General features: G+C 57.0%; 14 protein-coding genes and 1 pseudogene. 6 read left to right on the forward strand and 9 right to left on the reverse strand.

All coding sequences use genetic code 11. The features are described 5' to 3' along the window. Window positions 1-30: 30 nt before the first annotated feature. Window positions 31-960 carry a LysR family transcriptional regulator gene (locus tag FE702_RS09670; RefSeq protein ID WP_147126025.1) on the forward strand — a complete coding sequence of 310 codons (930 nt, stop codon included), beginning with the start codon at window positions 31-33 and terminating at the stop codon, window positions 958-960. 68 nt (window positions 961-1,028) lie between these two features. Here the strand turns inward: FE702_RS09670 and FE702_RS09675 are convergent, their stop codons facing one another. Together FE702_RS09675 and FE702_RS09680 are read right to left on the reverse strand one after the other, a co-directional pair. Next, window positions 1,029-1,730, reverse strand: coding sequence for a glutathione S-transferase family protein (locus FE702_RS09675; RefSeq protein WP_147126026.1), 702 nt, complete (start codon window positions 1,728-1,730; stop codon window positions 1,029-1,031). Continuing rightward, entirely contained in the window at window positions 1,717-2,325 is a 609-nt protein-coding gene (locus FE702_RS09680; RefSeq protein WP_147126027.1) for an NAD(P)H-dependent oxidoreductase, read from the reverse strand. The genes FE702_RS09675 and FE702_RS09680 overlap by 14 nt, the downstream gene beginning before the upstream one ends. Before the next feature lie 130 nt (window positions 2,326-2,455). Between FE702_RS09680 and FE702_RS09685 the strand changes: the two genes are divergently transcribed. Beyond that, a complete protein-coding gene (locus FE702_RS09685) occupies window positions 2,456-2,827 on the forward strand; it encodes a winged helix-turn-helix transcriptional regulator (protein ID WP_147126028.1) in 372 nt (123 codons plus the stop codon). Window positions 2,828-3,412: 585 nt separating this feature from the next. After that, window positions 3,413-10,780 carry a hypothetical protein gene (locus FE702_RS09690; RefSeq protein ID WP_222611796.1) on the forward strand — a complete coding sequence of 2,456 codons (7,368 nt, stop codon included), beginning with the start codon at window positions 3,413-3,415 and terminating at the stop codon, window positions 10,778-10,780. 159 nt (window positions 10,781-10,939) lie between these two features. On the opposite strand, the pseudogene FE702_RS19005 reads toward FE702_RS09690, so the two are convergent. The 6 genes and pseudogenes from FE702_RS19005 to FE702_RS09715 form a co-directional block, all read right to left on the reverse strand. Further along, a pseudogene (locus tag FE702_RS19005) lies at window positions 10,940-11,074 on the reverse strand (IS6 family transposase); the annotation flags it as partial. 685 nt (window positions 11,075-11,759) lie between these two features. Next, window positions 11,760-12,926: a mandelate racemase/muconate lactonizing enzyme family protein gene (locus FE702_RS09695; protein WP_147126030.1), complete on the reverse strand. Its 1,167-nt coding sequence runs from the start codon at window positions 12,924-12,926 to the stop codon at window positions 11,760-11,762. Further along, window positions 12,923-13,942, reverse strand: coding sequence for a Gfo/Idh/MocA family protein (locus FE702_RS09700; RefSeq protein ID WP_147126031.1), 1,020 nt, complete (start codon window positions 13,940-13,942; stop codon window positions 12,923-12,925). Before FE702_RS09700 ends, FE702_RS09695 begins: the two co-directional genes overlap by 4 nt. A 1-nt stretch (window position 13,943) precedes the next feature. Beyond that, complete coding sequence (locus FE702_RS09705) at window positions 13,944-14,852, reverse strand: NAD(P)-dependent oxidoreductase (protein WP_147126032.1); 909 nt, start codon at window positions 14,850-14,852, stop codon at window positions 13,944-13,946. After that, window positions 14,849-15,766: a sugar kinase gene (locus FE702_RS09710; protein ID WP_255449645.1), complete on the reverse strand. Its 918-nt coding sequence runs from the start codon at window positions 15,764-15,766 to the stop codon at window positions 14,849-14,851. Before FE702_RS09710 ends, FE702_RS09705 begins: the two co-directional genes overlap by 4 nt. Next, the gene (locus FE702_RS09715) at window positions 15,763-16,533 is read right to left on the reverse strand and encodes an FCD domain-containing protein (RefSeq protein ID WP_222611797.1); all 771 of its coding nucleotides are present in this window, start codon (window positions 16,531-16,533) and stop codon (window positions 15,763-15,765) included. The genes FE702_RS09710 and FE702_RS09715 overlap by 4 nt, the downstream gene beginning before the upstream one ends. Window positions 16,534-16,637: 104 nt before the next feature. Between FE702_RS09715 and FE702_RS09720 the strand changes: the two genes are divergently transcribed. From FE702_RS09720 to FE702_RS09730, 3 genes are read left to right on the forward strand one after another with little or no spacing between them, the layout of a single operon-like run. After that, window positions 16,638-17,741, forward strand: a complete 1,104-nt coding sequence (locus tag FE702_RS09720; RefSeq protein ID WP_147126033.1) for a mandelate racemase/muconate lactonizing enzyme family protein — start codon at window positions 16,638-16,640, stop codon at window positions 17,739-17,741. A 9-nt stretch (window positions 17,742-17,750) separates the two neighbouring features. Further along, on the forward strand, window positions 17,751-18,788 hold the full coding sequence (locus tag FE702_RS09725; protein WP_147126034.1) for a zinc-dependent alcohol dehydrogenase: 1,038 nt from the start codon (window positions 17,751-17,753) through the stop codon (window positions 18,786-18,788). After that, entirely contained in the window at window positions 18,785-19,546 is a 762-nt protein-coding gene (locus FE702_RS09730) for an SDR family oxidoreductase (RefSeq protein WP_147126035.1), read from the forward strand. The genes FE702_RS09725 and FE702_RS09730 overlap by 4 nt, the downstream gene beginning before the upstream one ends. Here FE702_RS09730 and FE702_RS09735 read toward each other — a convergent pair. After that, window positions 19,543-20,493: a 2-hydroxyacid dehydrogenase gene (locus FE702_RS09735; RefSeq protein ID WP_147126036.1), complete on the reverse strand. Its 951-nt coding sequence runs from the start codon at window positions 20,491-20,493 to the stop codon at window positions 19,543-19,545. The genes FE702_RS09730 and FE702_RS09735 overlap by 4 nt on opposite strands. Window positions 20,494-20,597 lie beyond the last annotated feature (104 nt).

A 20,597-nucleotide genomic window follows, 5' to 3' on the forward strand; every position in this document is an offset into this window, starting at 1 on the left:
TCGAGAAATACGGAATAATGAAAATGATCTATGAGAGATATAAATCAGGTTGATCTCAGGCTGATCGACACCACAATCCTATTGGTGTTCCTCGGAGCTATGCGCCATCGCCAGGCAACAGCTGTTGCTCGCGAAATGGGCCTAACACAACCTGCTGTCAGCCACGCCCTGAAACGGCTTCGAAACCTTTATGGTGACCCGCTGTTCCTTCGCCGCGCGCACGGGTTGGAGCCTACGGCGCTTGCCCATGAACTCGAACCTAAGGTCCGACATATCGTCAGACTGATTTCCGAGACGCTGGAAGGGACGGAAGAGTTTTCACCCGACACTGCGGCGACGACATTGAGGATCGGCGCGTTTGACTATGAATTGAACGGCATAATCCCGGCGCTGGTGTCTGATTTGCGCACCGTCAGCCCCAATCTCAACGTTCACGCCTTTCCCTTGCAAAACCAAGAGGCGCTGGAAGCCTTGGTACAGGGTCAGATTGACCTGGCCATCGGGTACTTCGATTTCCCTCCTAATCGCGCCACCACTTTCGTAGCTGAAGAGCTCTATTCAGAGCACTACGTGCTTGCTGGCCGTCGCGATCACCCTTTGTTTGCCGAAGGACTGACATTGGAAGCCGTCGCAAAGTCGCACCATCTCCTGATTTCACCTTATGGTCCCAACCGAAATCTCGTGGACCACGCCCTGCACCTGAAAGGGCTGAAGCGAAACATTCAGACGGTCGTGCCATCGCTCTTTGCGGCACTATCGATCATTGAAAGCTCGGATTTTGTAGTCACCTTGCCGAGCCGGGTCGCACGCAACAACGCAGGCAGGTTCAACATCGTCTACGCCCCCATGCCGATAGACGGCGGGAGCTTTCTGCTCCACGCCGTCCGCCATAGCCGCGACGCCAGCAATCCGCTTCACACGTGGCTGTCAGACAAACTTCGGGCGATTGTAGCTGGCTAGATGGTCGGCGACCATGCTCCACAGGCGTCCCAAATCAGCGAAGGCCTCCGACGCGCGGGCCCACGGACTTATCCCTTGAAACGGGCCGCGTTGGCTGTAGCCGCTGCTTCGATATCGCCCTTGCCAAAAGCCGAAGGACGCGGCTCTGGCAATTGTAGAGCTTCCTGTACCTTGGGCATCGAGTCGAGCCGGTCAAACCACGCCTGAAGGTGTGGCAAGCCATCCACCTCAACCGTTGCCCAGAAATAGCTGCGCGCCCAAGGGTAGGTGGCGATATCTGCAATCGACATCTCGCTGCCCACCAGCCAGTCGCGGCCATTCAGCCTTGTATCCAGCACCTCTAGTAGGCGGCGGCTCTCTTTCACGTAGCGATTGATGGCGTAAGGCACCTCATCACCATTCGGTTTGGCGATGCGCTGAAAGAACATGGCTTGTCCCATGATCGGGCCAATATGGCCGACCTGAAAGAACAGCCATTGAAGCGTCTCAGACCGCTCCACCGGATCGTCCGAAAGAAACCGTCCGTATTTCTCGGCCAAATGCCAAAGGATCGCCCCGCTCTCGAAAATCGCGCGCTCCTCCGCCCGGTCCCAGATGGTCGGGATCTTGCCGTTCGGGTTCATCTTCACGTAGTCCGAGGCGTGCTGTTCCTTTTTCGAGAAATCTACATTGACCAATTCATAATCAATTTCGGCCTCGTGAAGGAAGATCAGCGGCTTCCACCCGTTCATCGTGTTGGCGGTGTAAAGAACAATATCAGGCTGCGACATCTTTAGCCTCCGCGAATACAGCGTCCAGATGAGCATCAAACCGGGCAAAATCAGCCTCTATTTCCGGGTTCTTCATCACATCGAATGCAGCAAAGGTCGGCAACGGTGCCATAGCGAAGAACCGGGCGTTCAGGTGCATCGGGCGTAGCAGGTCATCAACACTAGCGCCCTCAAAGAATGGCTCGGACGCGTTATCAAACGCCTCGCGCGGGGCATTGAGAGTGACTGACAGCATGTATGTCGTGCCGGTCAGCGCCCCGCCCATGCCGTAGTTTGCCTTGGGTGCCTCGGGGGTGCGGCCGTCTCCATTGGTCATGCGCCCATCCATGCCGGCTGTATAGACCTCATCCATGTATTTCTTGAACGACCAAGGCGCGCCCATCCAGTTCACCGGGAACTGCATGATGACCGTGTCTGCCCAGACGTGGCTTTCGACCTCTGCATTGGCGTCATATCCTTCGGCCACGGTTGTCATGCGAACATTGTGCCCTTGCGCCTGAAGAAAGGCGCGTGCGCGTTCGGCTAGGGCGGCATTCAAGGTGCCGGGGGCGAATTCATAAGGCTGTGCGCCGTTCAGAATCAGGATATTGCTCATGATCAGCTCCTTCGTGGTCCAGCGGGCACGAGTTGACTCATGGCCCGTTGGGTCGACAGTTGCGAACCTAGGGAACTGAAATCAACCAGTATACTTTTTGTAACCTACAGTTTGGAGCTGAGAGCACGAAATGCGGGCACGAGTTGAGGACGACGCCCAGGGAAAACGGCAGGTCTATGAGGCTTGTGTCGAACCCTGCGCGATTGAAAAAGGCATGCGGATCATCGGCGGAAAATGGACCGGTTCGATCCTGTGGCACCTCAGGGACGGCCCGGTACGATTTAATGATTTGGCCCGGATGGTGGGCGGTGCGTCCAAAAAAATGATCACCGAACGGCTCCGCCAATTGGAGGCGCAGGGTCTCGTCACGCGCAACGTCCAAGAGACCGCTCCGATATCAGTGCATTACGAGATCACCGATCTTGGATCGACGGCGCTGAGCTTTTTGAACGAACTGCGGAAATGGAGCGAGAACCTGCCACAGGACGTTGCCAGCAGCTGACAGCACGACAGCGCGCCCTTACCCGTAGGTCAATCGCATGACACCCGTTGGTGTCAATTTGTCGGACGTCGCCTCTAAGGCTAAAATTCTCCAGCGGACTGGATAACGATCAACTCTCGCGCGCAACAGCACTCCAATCACCAAGCAAGCTGTCTTCGGACAGCACAGATTGGACATCAAAAGCATATCAAAAAAATCTGACGCCAATTGGGAGGATTGCCTTCGCCTAGGAACAACATTTGCACTGCCCAAACTCCCAAATTTACGTCGTCAAAACCAAGGCTCTGCCTCACTCTCGGCAGATCGAAATTAACACAAAACAAAAGATCTAGACCATTCCTCCCTCTGGAGCCTCATTAAGCACCGGAAAGGCGAGCGATCAGAATTCAATTGCGTGAACCAAGAAGCTTGGCCTAGGTTTCAAAGTCAGGACTGCAACAACGATAAGAAATCAAAAAATTGCGTGAAATTCGAAACCTTTATCGATTTATTCCATTCGGGAAATTCTCATTATCCGGCCGTGGTCGCCCTCCTTACAATCAGGTTTTTGTCGGTCGTCAAAAAGAACGAGCCAACTTTATCGAATTGCTGACGCACCAAGAACAGTTTGGCGCGTTTCTGGTCTCAGGTCATCGCGGCGCGGGCAAATCATCCTTTGTTGAGTACTGCCTGGCTGAGTATGACCGTATGGCCTTTCAACGTTCTATCCGCATTAGCCGCGGTGCAAGGCTGTCTGGCGTCGTAGGATTGTTCCTTATCGCGCTCGTCCTTGTGACCGTTTACGCGCTGCTGACGCAGTTTCTTGAACTTGGCGCGCAGAACATTTTTGAGGCAATCCTTGCAGAAGGAGTTCAAGGTTCCGCTGCCGATGGCTTGGCGCGCAGCAGTGTCCTTTGGATACTTGGACCGTTTTTTCTGGGATCTCTATTGATGCTGGTGCCAGGCTACCTCGTGCTGCGAACGGCCACGGCGGTTTCAGAGTTGCAGGAAACACCATGGGGTCAGCGATTTGTTTATTGGGCAACGATGGCATTGCTGTTCTGTGTGCCCGCGACTTGGATCCTCGTCTGGCAATTGGCTCCGGAAGGATTGATATCAAAGGCGATCACATCCGTAGACGTCGAAGCAATACTATCGGGCTTTGTCTGGGTTTTGATACCTCTGATGACCCTGTCGCAGTTGGTTCGCAATCTGGCTGTATCCGGCCGGTTTTCTCGTCATTCCGTTTCGGTCATGACCAACACAGCGATTTGCTTAGCCATTCTTGCCGGGTTGTTGGCAATCGGATCGCGCGTTCTTGGGTTTCAAGAAAAGAGTGATGACACCGGCACTTGGGCCGTTCTCATAGACGCGCTGAGCGATGGCCTGTTGCTCGAAGGTCGGCTTGAAACGCTTATCAGCTATTGGCTCTTTTACGTATTCGGCTGCCAAGCATTCCAGGCACTTTTTTCTCGCAGACGGAACGTTTGGTTCGCCGCCTGCTTTGCTCTCGCGGCCGTTGTCTCGCTCGTTTCTTTTGTACTTCCCAAGGGTCCGTTTTCGAGCTTTGATACCTGGAAGACTGTTGGAACCGGATTCTACCAATGGTGCCAATATCTTCTGAACCCAACAGCGTTCAATGACACTGAATGGGAGACGGGAGTTGGCGCGCTCTTGGATATTCGGGCTATCCTTGCCTTCTCTCCGATGGTCTTGATGTTTGTCGCGATTGGTGTGGTTTGGGCAGCCCAGGCGCTTTGGATTGCCAATCACAAGACTTACAAAACACCTTTCGACAACGGGGTCTCCTTTGCACCGGTCCGCACGATCCTTGTGCTCAAAGGAAACTTCATGCTCTTCCTTTCGCTGCTGGGTCTTTTGCCTTTTGCGCGCGTCATTCTCGGCTGGGCCTTTGTTGCAGAACCAACCCTTTTTGATGGGTTTTTTCCCGGTTTGCCGAACCTTGAGTCGAGCCACGTTGGCATCAGTTCGTTTGGGCTTTTGTTTGCGATTCTCGTTCTCATATATCGCTGCGAATACAACTGGATCGCTCGTGACCAGAGATCCTTCCGGCAAGATAGTTCCATGGGACGTCTTGGCCGTGCGAGAACTCATCCCGACAACCATCAAGCGTGGCAGGAAACATGGAAACCTAAGTCTATCAGATGGGGTCTTGGGCGCATTGCCGACCTGTTCATGACCCGTTTGTTGCGGCGCGATCCTTATAAGCCTGAGAGCCACTTGGAATGGGCGGAGCCCAGAAGCTTTAGCAATGATCATAGTCAGACGTCGGCTTTGACGCACAAGGTTCTTGCAACACCCGGCACCTGGGCAGGAAGGCATTTATCAGATCAACGCTACGGAATTGCGCCGCTCTCTGCACGCGCCCGCTATGTTTATCGCCAGCTAGAGATCGTGACACTGCCATATTGGATTTATTCGATCCGTTATCCGGTGCTGAAGGTTTGGATCAATCTGGGCTTTGACAATCTCGAACACTCCCGCATCGTTGAAGCGATGCTGCGCAGGCTCAGAGACGTCTATCGCAGCAAGTTCATTGGCCTCACCAGCGTCATCGGCGGATTAAACGCGACAATCCTTCTGACCCTTGCGGTCCTGACAACCAGCTTTTTGTCCAAGTCCGTTTTTCATATCGGCAACATGAACGCCTACGACCGGCCCGGCGGATATGTTTACCGATTTGAAGGCAATGAGGTGAGCTCGCGCCAGGTGTTCGGAGCAACCAATTATTGCGGTTTCTTTGAGGTTTACCCAGAGATCGCCCCTGTCGCGAAGAGTTTGATCTGCGCCTTGCCGTTTTCCAACGGTGTTATGGAGCTTTTGTATTCGCCAGTTTTGGAGATCCACACTGATTTTCAGTCAGAAATCGCGACGTTCAAGAGCAGCTTTGGACGGAGTGATTCGAGCCGAGAGGCATATTTGGAAAAGTGCCATAGCCCCTATTTGGCAGGGACGCCCCTGGTACAACCCCCAAGGGCCACCAGCCCACAGTTACCGGTTGAAATGGTCGATTGGTCGAACTGCCTCGCCGGAGAACCACCATCTACCAAAGACGAGAATGTATTCGTCGAATTTTTGCATGATTTGGATCGGATCGAGCAATCGCAAATCATTCGTGAACAGTTTGTGGGGCGGGCTGGCGACCTGCAGGTCGGCAACAGCGAGGTCGTGCGGTTCATGCTCGACCGCAACCTTGGCCTTCCCCTGATTGATTTCACATCCTCCACTGGCCCACAGAACATAGCCGGCGCCACTGCCTATCGGGCGTTTTCCCCACACAACGAATTCTCTGACGGGTCGCCGACGCTGCGTGTTTATCACCTGCTTCTCTACGTGATCTCGTTCTTGTTGTTCTTCACGATCAATCGCCGTCTGCGCATCTTGCCGTATCAGGCCAATGTCGATGCGATGAACGAGTTGATCTTGCTGATCAATGGCAAGGAGACACTGCGCTCGCAGGATCAGACACCCGGCGGCTGGATGGCGGCTTTGTGGCCTTTCCGGTCCAAGGAACGCTCGATCGAGAATGCCAACGATCCGCGCGTGATCGAGCAGCGGTTTATCGAATTGCTCAACCGGATGAAACCGCACCAAGCATCCTACAATGATGGCCCGCGCAATCCCTTGGAGATCCTGCCAGAGATTACCTTTGTCTTCGATGAAATGGACAAGCTTTCTGGCATCGTGGACCCGTCACTCTCGAAAGACGCCGAAAGCACAACTCATCTGGAAGAAAATTCGCGCGAGAGGGCGCGGTCGCTCCAACTGCACCAATTGCTCTCTGATATGAAACGCCTGATTTCGGGCCATAGTGCGCGCTTTATTTTTATTGGCGGTCGGCTTTATCACGACGAATGGCTCGCCGACCAAGCACAGCGAGCGCCCATTCTGAACTCGATCTTCAGTGGACAAATCTATCTGACGTCCCTTTTGGCAGACCGCGACCACAGCTTTGGCCGCATCAACGAACGCGTGGTCGAGCTGATTACCCTGATCTACCGCAATGCCCGCCACCGTCTGCACAGTTGGCGCGAGTTGCGCAAACTTGGGCCATTTTCGTTTTCGAAAGGGACAGAAGAGCCCACATACTTGCAATTTGATTTGCCATATCCGTCCCACCCAAGGCGTCTGGCCGCTATCGCGCACGCGACCGGGATGGAGGTCGTGGATGCCAAGGCCGAGCACTACACCATCGCCTATGGCGCGCTGACAGGCAGGCATCCCGAAGACTCACAGGCGATGTCGCTGGGTCAGCAGGAAACGCTCGACCAGCTCACGAACTTCCTGACGTATAGATCCGCGGGCAATCCAAAGAAGCTGAAGGAATTGTTGCAGTCACTCGTGCAGACAAGCTCCTATGCCCTTGCGCTGCACGACCACCCCTATCACCAGCAACACAAAGCCCGCTGGAGCAAGATGCGCTCTGAGGGGCATGATGTGCTGATGCTGGATGACAATGCCCTTTATCGGATGCAGTTCATCGACATGCTCTATCGGCATCTGATGGATCACACGGAAGGCCGGATGCTAGACCGCGACGACAAGGTCTCGATGTCGATCTTCTATCTGATGGATTTTCTCATGAAATTCCACAACCGCGGCTTTTCGCGAACGAACTTGCAACGTGTGGACGAACTCAGTCACATTCACCGCGCGCCTGATCTGCGATCTGTCATGAGCCTGCTGGTAGAGGTGTCTTCTGAACGGTTCCTGCATCGGGTTCTAAACGGAGTACACACGTTCCGCTTCCGCAGCGATTTCGCGCGTGAGATCGACTATTTGTCGCGAATTTCCAAGGAAGAGATGGCAACTCTGAACTTCACGCTGGATGAATCCCAATCGCTCAAGGGGCTCTATCAACAGACGATCAATACCGGCGAGCGTGAGAATATCGACACGATCGCCGGGCTGGGTGAGCTCTATGAGTACGATCAGGAATACGAGATCGCACGCAATTACTACCGCCGTGCAATTGCGATGCTGGACAGCGTTCAGGGCGAGACCTTCATGATCAAGGCCGTGAGCCATAGTGGCCGAAGCGGTCGGGCGGAAACGGATGCGGGGCGCAGCCACATCGAATTGCGAATGCTCGGGGAACTTCTGTCCACCGAGGATCGCGACCGTCAGCGCGACATCATTCAGGCGCAAATCCACTGGGTCATCGCGCGCCTGAGGCTGATGCTTCAAATCGGCCAGACCTACGAGCAAGAACAGAACTTTGAGCGCGCAGCCGCAAGCTATATGCACGCGGCACGATTCAGCGATGTGGTTCTGGATGCTCTCTCGGACACCGGAGCCCGCGTGGATGACCTGAAAGAAGAAGACGTATGGCGCGAGGGTGGAGCGGTACCTCTCGTGGCTATCCGCAATCAGGCTATCTTTTATCAGGGTGGATTTGCGGCCGCATGGGTTCTGGAAAAGGAGCGTCAAAACATCGACGACAGCGTTGTCTATGCTGAAAGCTGGCTGCGGCGACTCTATGACCGCGAACCGCTGTTGTATTTCAAACTGCCGATGAGGTCAGAATACCGGACGCCCCCCCCTTTCAGCGGCGGAATTCTTCTGCAAGCCTCACTGGGTCATGATCGTTTGGGCGATCTTTACTTTATGAAGGGGCAGCAATCCCTTCACACGATGACAATGCAAGACCTTGTAAAGTCAATCGAATACAAAATCGGAGACGAGCAGCAGAACGAGAATACCAAGAGGATCGGTTACCTCGGCAACGCACAATATCACTATGCGATGTCACTGTGGATGCTCCGCAAGTACCTGACCAACCGCTTCATGATATCAGGTACAGCTTGGACGGCGATCGACTCTTCTAGCTCCAAAACAAATGTATTCGACGAGGGCAGCGTAACGTCGAGCCAATTCCATACCACTCTTGCCGATGGTTTGACCGACCTTGCAGAGGTGATCCTTGCTCGTCGCAGCGCGCTGCGCTGTTCGGCTGATCTTGCGCGGCTTGAGATGGCTGACTCTGAAACATCGGAGCCGTCAGCGACCAAGGTTGAGCACTTTCAGTGCGATATTCCACTTGTCGATTTGCGCAACTACAGCCGTTACGTGCGGCGAACGTTCAACACTGCAGCAGACGAGTTCAATAAGAACCTGATCGCTGAACCGACCCCTGAGGACCTGCTGGCCGAAGACTGGATCGTGGACAGAGAACCGAGCGCGGATATCCTTGCAAGCGCTCGTGCGTCTGACTTTCCAAAAGGAGCTAGTGAGCGCGTTCATCGCGTCCTTTTAGATCACTTGGAAAAACGCAAACCTCGATGTGGCAACTACAAGCAATGGTTGGGTCAGTTCAAAGTTGACTTCGAGACCACGGATAAAAGCTTATCGCATCACGTCTCGCGATTGGATATCCAAGGTGCCGATGACGAGCTGTCCCAACTGTATGCGTACAAGTTCTTTGGCCAAGCTGCAGCACGCGCGAGCCAAAAGATTGGCCAGTCAACCAACACAGCCAACGAATATTTCCTGCAGGCCGATGCGCTCAACAGGGTTCTGTGGGACGCAAAAGCAGTCGATTTTCTTCAGCGAGAAGAACTGGCTGGAGAAGCGTTTGGTGACCGTGCCCGGCATTTTTCGAAACATCTCAAGAAACAGGCGGACACCTCCGGCAGCGACGAAGATCGCTTTCACATTGGCTTGCTGAGCCTCACTTCAATACAAGACGCCATCGAACGAATTCAGCTTTCTGATCGGCCCTCAGCGACACGTCTGGCGCTGAACCACGGGAACCCCAAACATGGCGACGGTATTATGGCCGCCGAGGGCATCGTTGGGCGTGAGTTGCAGGCCGATTATGACCTTGCGCAGGCGTTCCGTGATGAGCCGCGTGGCATCTCGCTGGCCTGTTCGTTGGTTTTGGCCCTGCTCCAAGAAGATAGCGGCCCGCTCTGCACGGCGCTCGCGCTGATGGTCTACAAAGACATCTTGATGCGGTTCGCAAATGAGACCTTTTCACCAGTCCACAAAGACAAGGATGGCGGGGAAATCCCAAGCAAAGATGAGCTGGACATTACTCTGCGTGATGCTTTGGCAGACGACTGCCTGATAAACAACAAGAGGTTGTCAGAAATCGAAACTCCCGAGCAAGACGCCACGGAACCCCCGGAAGCCTCCTACTGTGCCGATGAACCGGCCAGTCACCACAAGCTCCGCAAAGCCCTTTTCCGCGCCACTTATGCAGGGCTTGGCATCACGCTAGAGCGCTATCGTTTTCCGATCCTAAACCGGCTCAACGGGCTCAAGGTCATGGCCGATGCGCTTCTCTTGCAGTCGCTGGGTCCGCGCAAAGAGCCGGGTAAGGACTGGGACGAAGGCCGTCAATTGTTGGGTCGTCAGTCGTTCTACGAACACTTCGGCACGTCCTTGAATAGCCAGATCGCGCGACATGTTCGCGAGATGAATGTGTCCGCGGGCCTCTATGGATCAGAGCTTCATTTTCCCGCGGACCGTCCCGGTACGACGATGGCTTTGACTTTTCTACATATGAAGCACTACGGACTACACGCCATCTACGACGACAATATCGGCAATCCGCCAGTTCCCTACGAGGCGACCAACACTGCAATCAGTAGCCCATTTGATTGTACAATCGAAGAGCGGGTTCCCTTCTACCGTGACGACGACCTGAGCGGCCTCACTGAAGGCAGCGATGATGATGTTGAAAGAAGCCTGAAACATCGTCCGCTGCTGAGCGAGACGGTACTCACCCGCGAAGCTGTCGGCGAATTCGCGTTCAACAAGCTGTCTCGTTCGCAAGAATCGTTTTCGATGGGAGACGCCTATTACGAAAATATTGACTACCTGAATTACCTCAATGATGACTTCAATGATCGTTCGATCCACTATTACCACGCCTCGGCGATGTCGCATGCCGACTTAAGCGAGGTGCTCGCCCTTCTGGTGAAAGAGGGAATATCGATCCGTCAGTAGACTTTTTGTTAGGGCTTGGGGGTCGAAAGACACATGCGCACGCAGCTCTGGAAACAAGGTAGCGGTCGTTTCATGAGCTAAGTAGCCGCGACCATGATTAGATGAGACCAGGGGTAGGACCCATTGATTTGGGAGTGCTCCGTTATCCGGGTGATATTAGTAGCTGATCTCCCGGATGACCCGTCGATAGGCCTGCGCTTTATCAGTGCACATCGGTACCGGTCCCTGCAGTCGTACTTGCTCGATCGTCTTAATGGGCAAGGCTTTGGTCGGCTTCGCGTCCCGTCGAACGGTGGCTCCGGTTATTTGAAAAAGATTTGCAGTTTATGCGGCGGCAAAGGCTCCACTACCCAGTGCGTCCATCACTGCAAACAGCGAAAAACCCCAACGCCTGGTGTTTGACCGCACCTAGAGGTCCAAATCGCTGAATACCAGACACCAGAAACCGAGCGTCCTGTGGTTGGGTCAGTCGAAAGAGGGGAAGGGCGCCGTCTGCCCCGCAAGTCAGCACTGATTTTCGGAAGGGCTGTCAAATCAAACGCCAAAGACCCGACGAAATTGGAGAACCCAATGACCGATGGGGACCATTTGCCGGAAAGACGACACCAGCGCGCACTTGCAAGCACGTCAAACGACTTGCATCGGTTGGTGTTCATTTTTTGTCGACTCTCACACAAGAGTTCTCCAGCGGGCTGAAAATCGATCAATTCTGCCAAGCGAAAATACTCCATACGTCGAGCAACATGTCCCCAAACGGCCCAAAGCTGCCACTCACCAGGCGGCATGCCTACTGCGGCGCAGCACGTCAAAATGGACATTGCGATGGGGCTGTTGCACAGGGACGCTAAGGGTCCAAACCTCCTGAATGCCGTAGCAATGCCGGCGTTCTGGACGGGGGCGCCGCCCGCATTATCCAGACCAACTAGGACAGGTCGCTGATAATTGGTCGGTTTTTCCTCTTCGTCTGCTGCCGCAGTCATCAAGTCAGGACGTATTTTTGAATGAACTCCCGGTCGGGTTCCACGCCGAGGCCTGGGCCTTTTGGAACTGAAACATACCCGCCGTTTTGCGAAACTTGGGCCTGTATGTTTAGGCTGTCTTGTAGCAACTCATCTCGAAAACTGTTGTGGGTGGTATCGAATTCCAACATGGGCTCCCACGGAAAAAGTCCGCCCGGCAAAGGCGGCATTGCAGCCAGCAGATGCAGGTTCGTCGCCACAGCAATCGCCGATCCCCACACGTGATTGACGACCGGGGTGAAGTGTGCGTGGCATAGCGCCAAAACGCGCTGGTATTCTGTGATCCCGCCCAGGGCGCAGACCTCGGGCTGGGCGATGTCGAGGCCACGGTTCTCCAGGATGTCCCGCCAGCCCCAGCGGCCAAACTCGGCCTCGCCGCCGGAAATATTGGTCTTTAGTCCCGCGCGCAGTTCGCGATAGCCGTCCCGATCCTCTGGCGCCACGGGTTCTTCGAACCAATAGGCGCCCATTTCATCGAGCGCGCGACCGACGTAGAAGGCATCAGAGGTTGTGTAGCAGTGATTAGCATCCACCATGAACCGGCCTTTGCCCTCCACCCCCCGCGCGACGGCGGCACAGAGTTGCACATCTGCCTCCGGCCCGAGGCCCGTTTTCATCTTTGTCGCTTTGAATCCCATATCCAGGATCGCGGCGACCTCATCCTCGAACCGCGCGACATGGTCTTGGACGCTTTCGCGTTTGAGCATCATGCCATAGCCATAGGCGGGCACCTTGCTGCGATGTGCACCGCCCAGCAGGTTGTGAATGGGTTGGCCCATCACTTTGCCAGCGATGTCCCACAGGGCGACATCAACACCCGACAGCGCCTGCATGGGCATGCCCTTTTGCCCGTGGTCGCGCATCAGGTTGTAGACCTTGTGCCAGATCACGTCGCGATCCATGGGATTCATCCCGATCACCATCGGGGCGATCACGCCTTCGACGATGCCCTTATTGGCCACCGCGATTGGGCCGGGGCCAAAGCATTCACCCCACCCGGTAATCCCTTCGTCTGTAGACACCTCGACCAGATGCGCGGTACGGCGGGCGTAGTACTGTTGGGAATAGCCCAGCTCTTCCGGCAGATCGTACTGCAAGACGTGACTTTGCATGCGGGTGATCTTCATAGGGCTTCCTTGCCAATGAGTGGGCTATCCAGAACTGACAAAACAGCCCGAAGGCTGGCGGCACCTTCGCGGGCCGACACTAGGGGCTTGGCGCCTTTGATGACGTCGACGAAATGGGTGAATTGCAGGGCAAAGGCATCCGCCGGTTGAACATCCAACGTGTCGGCGTCGATTGGATCACACCAACTACGAGTGCCCTTGTGCTGCCAGAACTTTAGGTCAGGGATCGATAGTGAGCCGTGCGTCCCACCGATCATGTAGCACGCGCCGGGGCGGTGCGGGTAAATGGGGTTTTCCGCGGACGTCATTTCCCAGGACCAGGGTGCTGCCACAGTGTCTGATACCGTGAAAGCACCCAGTGCCCCGTTGGCGAAGCGAAGGGTTATGGCGGCGGTGTCCTCGACCTGCTGGCCGCGCTGCGCAGCCGACCGCATCGCGTGGATGTCTGCAATCTCACCACAGAGGTAACGCATTAGGTCGATGTCATGGATCAGGTTGATCAGTGTGGGGCCAGCCCCCGGGCCCTTGCGCCACGCGGCTTGAAAATAGTCATCCGGCTTATAGAGCCAGAACTGCCCCTGCACGGTGACGATTTCACCAAGTTCACCGGCGTCTATCGCGGCCTTGGCGCGCTTGATGATCGGGTTGTGACGCCGATGATGGCCCACCAGCACCGGCACGCCCGTGCGCTCCGCGGTTTCGACAATCCGGGCGGCGGCCGCGGCGCTTTCGGCGATGGGCTTCTCAATCAGGACCGGCACCCCTGCCTCAAGACAGCTCACCGCGTGGTCGGCATGCAGTGTGTTGGGCGTTGCAATGATTGCGCCGTCGGGCCGGTTGTTCGCCAGATAGCCCACGAGATCCTGAAAGTGCGGGACACCCACGCGGCGCGCGGTTTCAGTGGCCTCGCTGGATGGATCGATGATTGCGCACAGTTTTGCCTGCGCGATTGCTTCTCTAACGTGACGCTGGCCAATCAGCCCGGCCCCAACGACGGCTATTTCGGGTTGGGTCACGTTAGTCTTTCGGCCCGGGGCCGTTCCTGTGAAGCTCCGCGCCGACGATCTCTTCGATCACGCGGGTACAAACCCAGTTATCACCGTTCGGATACTTACTGCGCCCGGCGTGGAAAATCTGCATGGCCGTTGCCGCCGTGTGCAGTGGCACGCCAAGCGCCTCGCCCAGCCCAAGGGATATCGTCAGGTCCTTATGCATCGTATGAATGCTGCTGCCAGTGCCTTCAAACTGCCGGTCGATGATCTTTTCAAGCGCGTTGTTCACGACGCCGCAGCCCGCGGATGAGGTTGAAAAAACGTCCAGCAGTACCTGCCCGGGCACCCCGGCCTTGGCCGCAAGTGCGGCGGCCTCGAACGTTGCCGAGAACTGCGCGCCGATCAGAGATTGCAGACATGCCTTGACGGTTTGCCCCTCGCCAGGCCGGGTGCCAACACGATGGATATTTGCCGACACCGCTTCCATCACCGGTGCAAATTCATCGAGCACCGCAACAGGCGCAGCCGCCATCATCGTGAGGGTGCCATTCTGCGCGCCGGGAAAGCCGCCCGACACCGGGGTATCGATCAAGTGAACGCCGCTTTGCGCCATCTCGTCGCCGAGCGCGCGAGCTTCCTGAGGTTTGATCGTCGCCGTCAAGAGGATCACGCTTCCAGACTTCATATGTGCCAGCAAACCGTTCGGGCCCAAAATGACATCGCGCGTCTGCGCGCCATCCATCACCATGACGAACACCGCATCACAGCGTTGCCCCATATCGGCGAGGTCCCGCGCGACGTTGCCACCAGTTTTCGCAAAGGCCTCTTCGCGCGCTTTGCTTCTATTCAGGCCCCAGGTCTCAAACCCGGCAGCCCGCAGGTTCTTGGCCATCCCGCTGCCCATGTCACCCAGGCCCACAACCCCACAAATCATGCCAAAGCCTCCGGTTTGAAAATGATGGCCCCGCGCTGTCCGATGACGCGGGTGGCAAGGTCGTGCCCTGTCTTGAGCGCGGTCTGTTCGTCGCCCCCGCGCAAGAGCTCTGCCAGATATCCGGCATTGAAGCTGTCGCCTGCTGCGGTCGTGTCTACGACCTTCACGGGCTGTTCGGCGCGCGCAAGCGTAGTGCCGCAGAAGGATATGGGCCCCAACGCGCCGCGCTTCAGAACGCCGCGCAGGATGCCGTAGCTTGCAAACCGAGCGAGAACTGCGTCTTCGTTGGCATCGCCAAAAAGAGCCTGCTCGTCATCCACGGATGGCATTCCAATATCGCAGCTGCGCCATGCGCGCTCGGTTTCTCTTCGCGCAAGCTCTGGGTCGTTCCAAAGGTGCGGCCGGTAGTTGCTGTCAAAAGCAACGATGCCTCCGCGCGCGCGGAAATCGGCCAATGCTGCGAACAGGCGATCACGATTATCTTGCGGCAAGATCGCCAGCGAGATGCCCGACAAAAAGACATGTGTCAGCCCGGATAAGAGCCCAGACAGCAGCGGCGTATCCTCGTCGCCCAGAGCGCGCGCGGCGGCATCGCTTCGCCAGTAGGTAAAGCTGCGTTCGCCTGTGTCGTCGGTCTCAATCGCATAAAGCCCGGGTCCACGCGTGGGGTGCATGAATACCCGCGAATGGCCGACGCCGTACCCTGCCATGTGCTTCATAATCCGCTGCGAAAAGCGGTCCGAACCCAAACCCGTGATGTAGTCGACCCGCAGCTCTGGCGCGACGTGCCGCAGATAGACAGCTGTATTGTAAGTATCCCCCGCCACGCCGAGCGTCGCTTGACTGCCCTGACCAGCGACAAGCTCCAGCATCACCTCACCCAGGCATCCGATGGCAACAGCGGGCGCGGTCAATGGCGTGCTCCTTCGATGATATCGCTGACCTGGTTCCACGCAAAATCAAGATGATCGCGCAAAGCTGTTTCAGCCTTGTCGGGGTCGCGGCGTAGAATTGCGTCAAAGATCGCCTTGTGCGCTTCGTAGTTGATTTCGTTGCGCTTCGGCAAACGCGGCATCTTGATCCAGTTTGGCGCAAGCCAAGCAGTGAAAGCACGATGCAGTGCGGGAAGCATCGGATTGCCGGGTACGGTATGCAGTACGCTGTGAAAGGCAACATCGGTTTCATAAAACAGCTTGGTATCCGGGATTGCCGCGCGATTGGCTTCGAGAGCGGCTTCCATTTCCTCGATTTGCTCCGAGGTCGCCGATTTGGCTGCATCACGGGCCAATGACGCTTCGATCCTGACCCGCATGTCGAAGAGGTTTCTGACGCCATCAGGCTGTTCAAGAAGCTGGGCCGCCACGCTGCCCACCGCATCAAGGGCCGCGTCATAGCCCAGCCGCGCCACGACCGGACGAAAGCCGGGACGCGCGGTAATCAACGCTTTGGATGCCAGGATCCGTAACGCCTCACGGACGACCGTTCGGCTTACCCCGTGGTCGCGCACAATCTCTCGCTCAGGCGGCAGTGGGTCGCCGGCGCGCAGATCGCCATTGCGAATGCGCTCTTCAATCGCGGATACGAGCGTATCTGCTGCGCGAAATCTTAACTGTGTCGACTGCTCGTTCACCGAAGCGTGCCCGCCAATGATGCGCCACAGGGCGCGGTTTCGTATAACCAAAACTGGCAGACCAGCCGCATCGGCTCAATAGAAATAAAGAAGTAGACGCTGAAAACCGTTTTTGTCATACCAAAACTGAAGGCGCGGCTGCTGCGGGACACACCATGGGAACAATCGAAAAACTGGCGGTACGGTTGTTTGATGTTCCTTTGGCCGAAGTGCTGACGGACGCCAAACACGGGGATCACACGCATTTCGAGCTTGTGACCGTAACGATCACAACCTCGGACGGTGTCGAAGGTACGGGTTACACCTATACCGGCGGCAAGGGCGGGCGCGCGATTGCCGCAATGATCACGCACGATCTGCAGCCCTTTCTACGCGGCCAAGAGGCAGACGATATCGCAGCCCTCTACGACGCGATGCAATGGCACGTGCACTATGTGGCGCGGGGCGGGATCGCGTCGTTTGCCATCTCCGCGGTCGACATCGCATTGTGGGACATCAAGGCGAAAGCCGAGGGTCAGCCGTTGTGGAAACTCGCAGGTGGGGCGTCTGATCGGTGCAAGGCCTATTGCGGCGGGATCGATCTGAACTTTTCTTTGGACAAACTGGTGCGCCAAACCGAAGGCTATCTGGAGGCCGGGTATAACGGCGTCAAAATCAAGGTCGGCCAACCAGAGCTCGCCACCGACATCGAACGTGCCAAACGCATCCGCGAGGTGCTGGGACCAGACCGCGCCTTCATGGTGGACGCGAACTATTCCATGTCCGTGCCGCAAGCGATTGAGGCGGCGCGCGCTTTCGCCGATTGCGACGTGCTGTGGTTCGAAGAACCGACGATCCCGGACGACTATGTCGGTTATGGCAAGATCGCGGAGGCCACGAACGTCCCGCTGGCTATGGGCGAGAACCTGCACACGATCCACGAATTCGAATACGCGTTTCGCGATGCGAAACTCAGTTTCGTTCAACCCGATGCCTCCAATTGTGGCGGCATCACAGGGTGGTTGCAGGTTGCTAGACTGGCCGCATCCCATGGCATTCCCGTGTGCAGCCACGGGATGCAGGAACTCCATGTCAGCCTCGTCTCTTCCCAGCCTAACGCGGGTTGGCTTGAAGTCCACAGCTTTCCCATCGATCAATACACGACCCGTCCGCTGCAGGTTGAAGATCATTTGACCACCGCCCCCAATGAACCGGGGATCGGGGTGACCTTTGACTGGCAAAAACTCGAAGCCGCCCACGCCGCGATGGGCCAACGCTAAGGAAACAGCATGACCGATACGATCACGGCCGCCTTTTATCGCGGCAACAAGACCTTTGCCGTGGAACAAAAAGAACCGGTGCCACCCGCCGCAGGCGAGGTGGCTGTGAAGATCGCGTATTGCGGGATCTGCGGGACGGACATGCACGTCTTTCACGGCAATATGGACGCGCGCGTCGGTCACAACAGGATCGTCGGGCATGAGATGTCTGGCTGGGTCGACGCGCTTGGCGAAGGCGTCACGGGGCTAAGTGTCGGGCAGAAAGTCGTCGTGCGGCCACTTGATCCGGACCTAAATTGCCCCGCCAGCAAGGCCGGGTATCCGCATATCAGCCACAACATGAAATTTCTGGGCCTCGACACAGATGGCGCCATGCAAGAAGTCTGGACCGTCCCCGCCCACACGATCCATGTGCTGCCGGATGACATGCGCATGGACCACGCAGCCCTGATCGAACCGGTGGCCGTGGCCTGTCATGACATAAGCCTATCGGGTTTGCGGCCGGGCGAAGATGTGGTCGTCATCGGCGGTGGCCCCATTGGCATCCTGTGCGCCATGGTCGCGCGGGAGGCGGGCGGCAGGGTCACCGTTTCTGAGGTGAACAAGAACCGCCTGGCCATCGCAGACAAACTTGGCTTTGACACCGTGAACCCGGCAGAGGAGGACCTCGCGGAGGCAATCAACGCCCGGACCGGGGGCAAAGGCGCGGATGTCGTATTCGAGGTCTCCGGCACGCAGCCAGGTGTTGACGCGATGACGGCGGTTGCCGCGACCCGGGCGCGCATTGTTATGGTGGCGATCCACGCGCAAAAGCCGCAGATCGACCTTTTTCAGTTCTTCTGGCGCGAGTTGAAGCTGATCGGCGCGCGCGTCTACGAGCCGGCTGATTACGACAAAGCCATTGCGCTTGTCGCATCTGGTGCGATTGATGCGGATACGGTGATCACCGATGTCAGCCCGTTGTCGGACATCCAGGCCGCATTCGAAGCGCTCGATAGCAGCCCGACCGCCCTCAAGAGCCTTATCAAAGTGGGAGCGGACGCATGAGCATGTTCGATCTGACGGGGAAAACTGCCCTTGTGACAGGCTGCAAGCGCGGTATCGGACGCGGCATGGCCGAAGCTCTCGCCGAAGCGGGCGCAGATATCATCGGTGTCAGCGCGAGCCTTGAGCCGTCAGGCAGCGCCGTAGAGCAGGCCGTCACTGCGAAAGGCCGTGCCTTCAGCGCCTATGCGTGCGATTTCTCGGACCGGGCTGCGGTGCAGGCCTTCGCCGCGCAGATCGAGGCGGACGGACACGCTCCCGATATCCTTGTGAACAACGCAGGCACCATCAAGCGCAAGCCCGCGGCAGAGCATGAGGACGCGCTGTGGGATGAAGTCATCGACGTGAACCTTTCTTCGCAATTCATCCTGAGCCGCGAAATCGGACGCGGTATGATCGCGCGCGGTTCAGGCAAGATCATCTTCACCGCCTCGCTCTTGACCTTTCAGGGCGGGATCACGGTGCCGGGCTACGCGGCCTCCAAGGGCGGGATCGGGCAGTTGACCAAAGCCCTGGCCAATGAATGGGCCCCGCACGGGATCAATGTGAACGCTATTGCGCCGGGCTATATCGCCACGGACAACACTCAGGCGCTGCAGGACGACCCGGCGCGCTCCAAATCCATTCTCGAACGTATCCCTCAAGGACGCTGGGGCACGCCCGCCGATTTTGGTGGGCCTGCCGTCTTCCTCGCCTCCGCAGCATCGGACTACGTGAACGGTGAAATCCTCGTGGTCGATGGCGGCTGGATGGGCCGCTAAACCAGCGACGCGCTTTCCGGGACGGGCGACAAAAGCGGCCGTCCCTCTTTCCACGCAATCAGGTTGTCTACGGCCAGATCACCCATAGCGCGCCGTGTTTCGATGCTTGCGCTCGCCACATGGGGCAGCAGCACAACGTTGTGCATCTCGCGCAGCGCTTCCGGGATGTGCGGCTCATTCTCGTAGACATCGAGCCCGGCACCGCCAAGCGTGCCGGTGCGCAGCGCCTCGATCAGCGCAGCTTCATCCACGGTCGAGCCGCGCCCGACATTGATCAGCCGCCCGTCGGGGCCGATCGCTTCCAGTATGTCGCGGTTTATCAGGTGATGTGTCGCCTCGCCGCCGGGCGCGATGTTGACCAGCACATCGCAGTGCGCAGCCATCGCCGCGAGAGTGTCAAAGTACCGATAAGGGACGTCCTGCTTGGAACGTCCGTAATAACAGATTTCGGATGCCCACGGCGCTATCTTTGCAGCGATGGCCTTGCCGATCCGTCCGAGCCCCAGAACCCCGATGCGCCGACCATCGGCAGTGGGGGGCAGCGGCAAGTTTCCGTTGGCGGCCCAGCGACCTGATCGCGCATGGGCCATCTCTGCCTCGAAGTTCCGCCACACCGCAAGATACAGCATCACAGCCGTCGTCGCGACTTCTTCGTTCAGGACATCGGGCGTGTGCGTAACCGGGATGCCGCGTGCTGTCGCGAGATCGGTGTTGACCCCGTCATATCCCACACCAAGGTTGCTGATGATTTCCAGGTTCGGCAGCTGCGCGAGAAAATCATCCGCAAGCCCAGTGCCGCCGTCAGTAAGCACGAACCTTACCCCGGCTGCGTTTTTGGGCAGCCATTCGGGCAAGGAAATATCGGCGACATGGGTCATCTGAAACACGGACCTAAGCCTGTCTTCCATGGCGGGAGTGATTGTCGAAACGACCAACAATTCACTCATGCGGGTTGCCCTTTGCAGTGTTTGGCATCGGTCATCGCGGTGTCCTGTCCTTTTGAACTGGTTGCGTTTGGTGCGACCATATTGATCGCTACGCTAGCATACAC

It is taken from the genome of Shimia ponticola, assembly GCF_007995215.1.
In the GTDB taxonomy this organism is placed as follows: domain Bacteria; phylum Pseudomonadota; class Alphaproteobacteria; order Rhodobacterales; family Rhodobacteraceae; genus Shimia_B; species Shimia_B ponticola.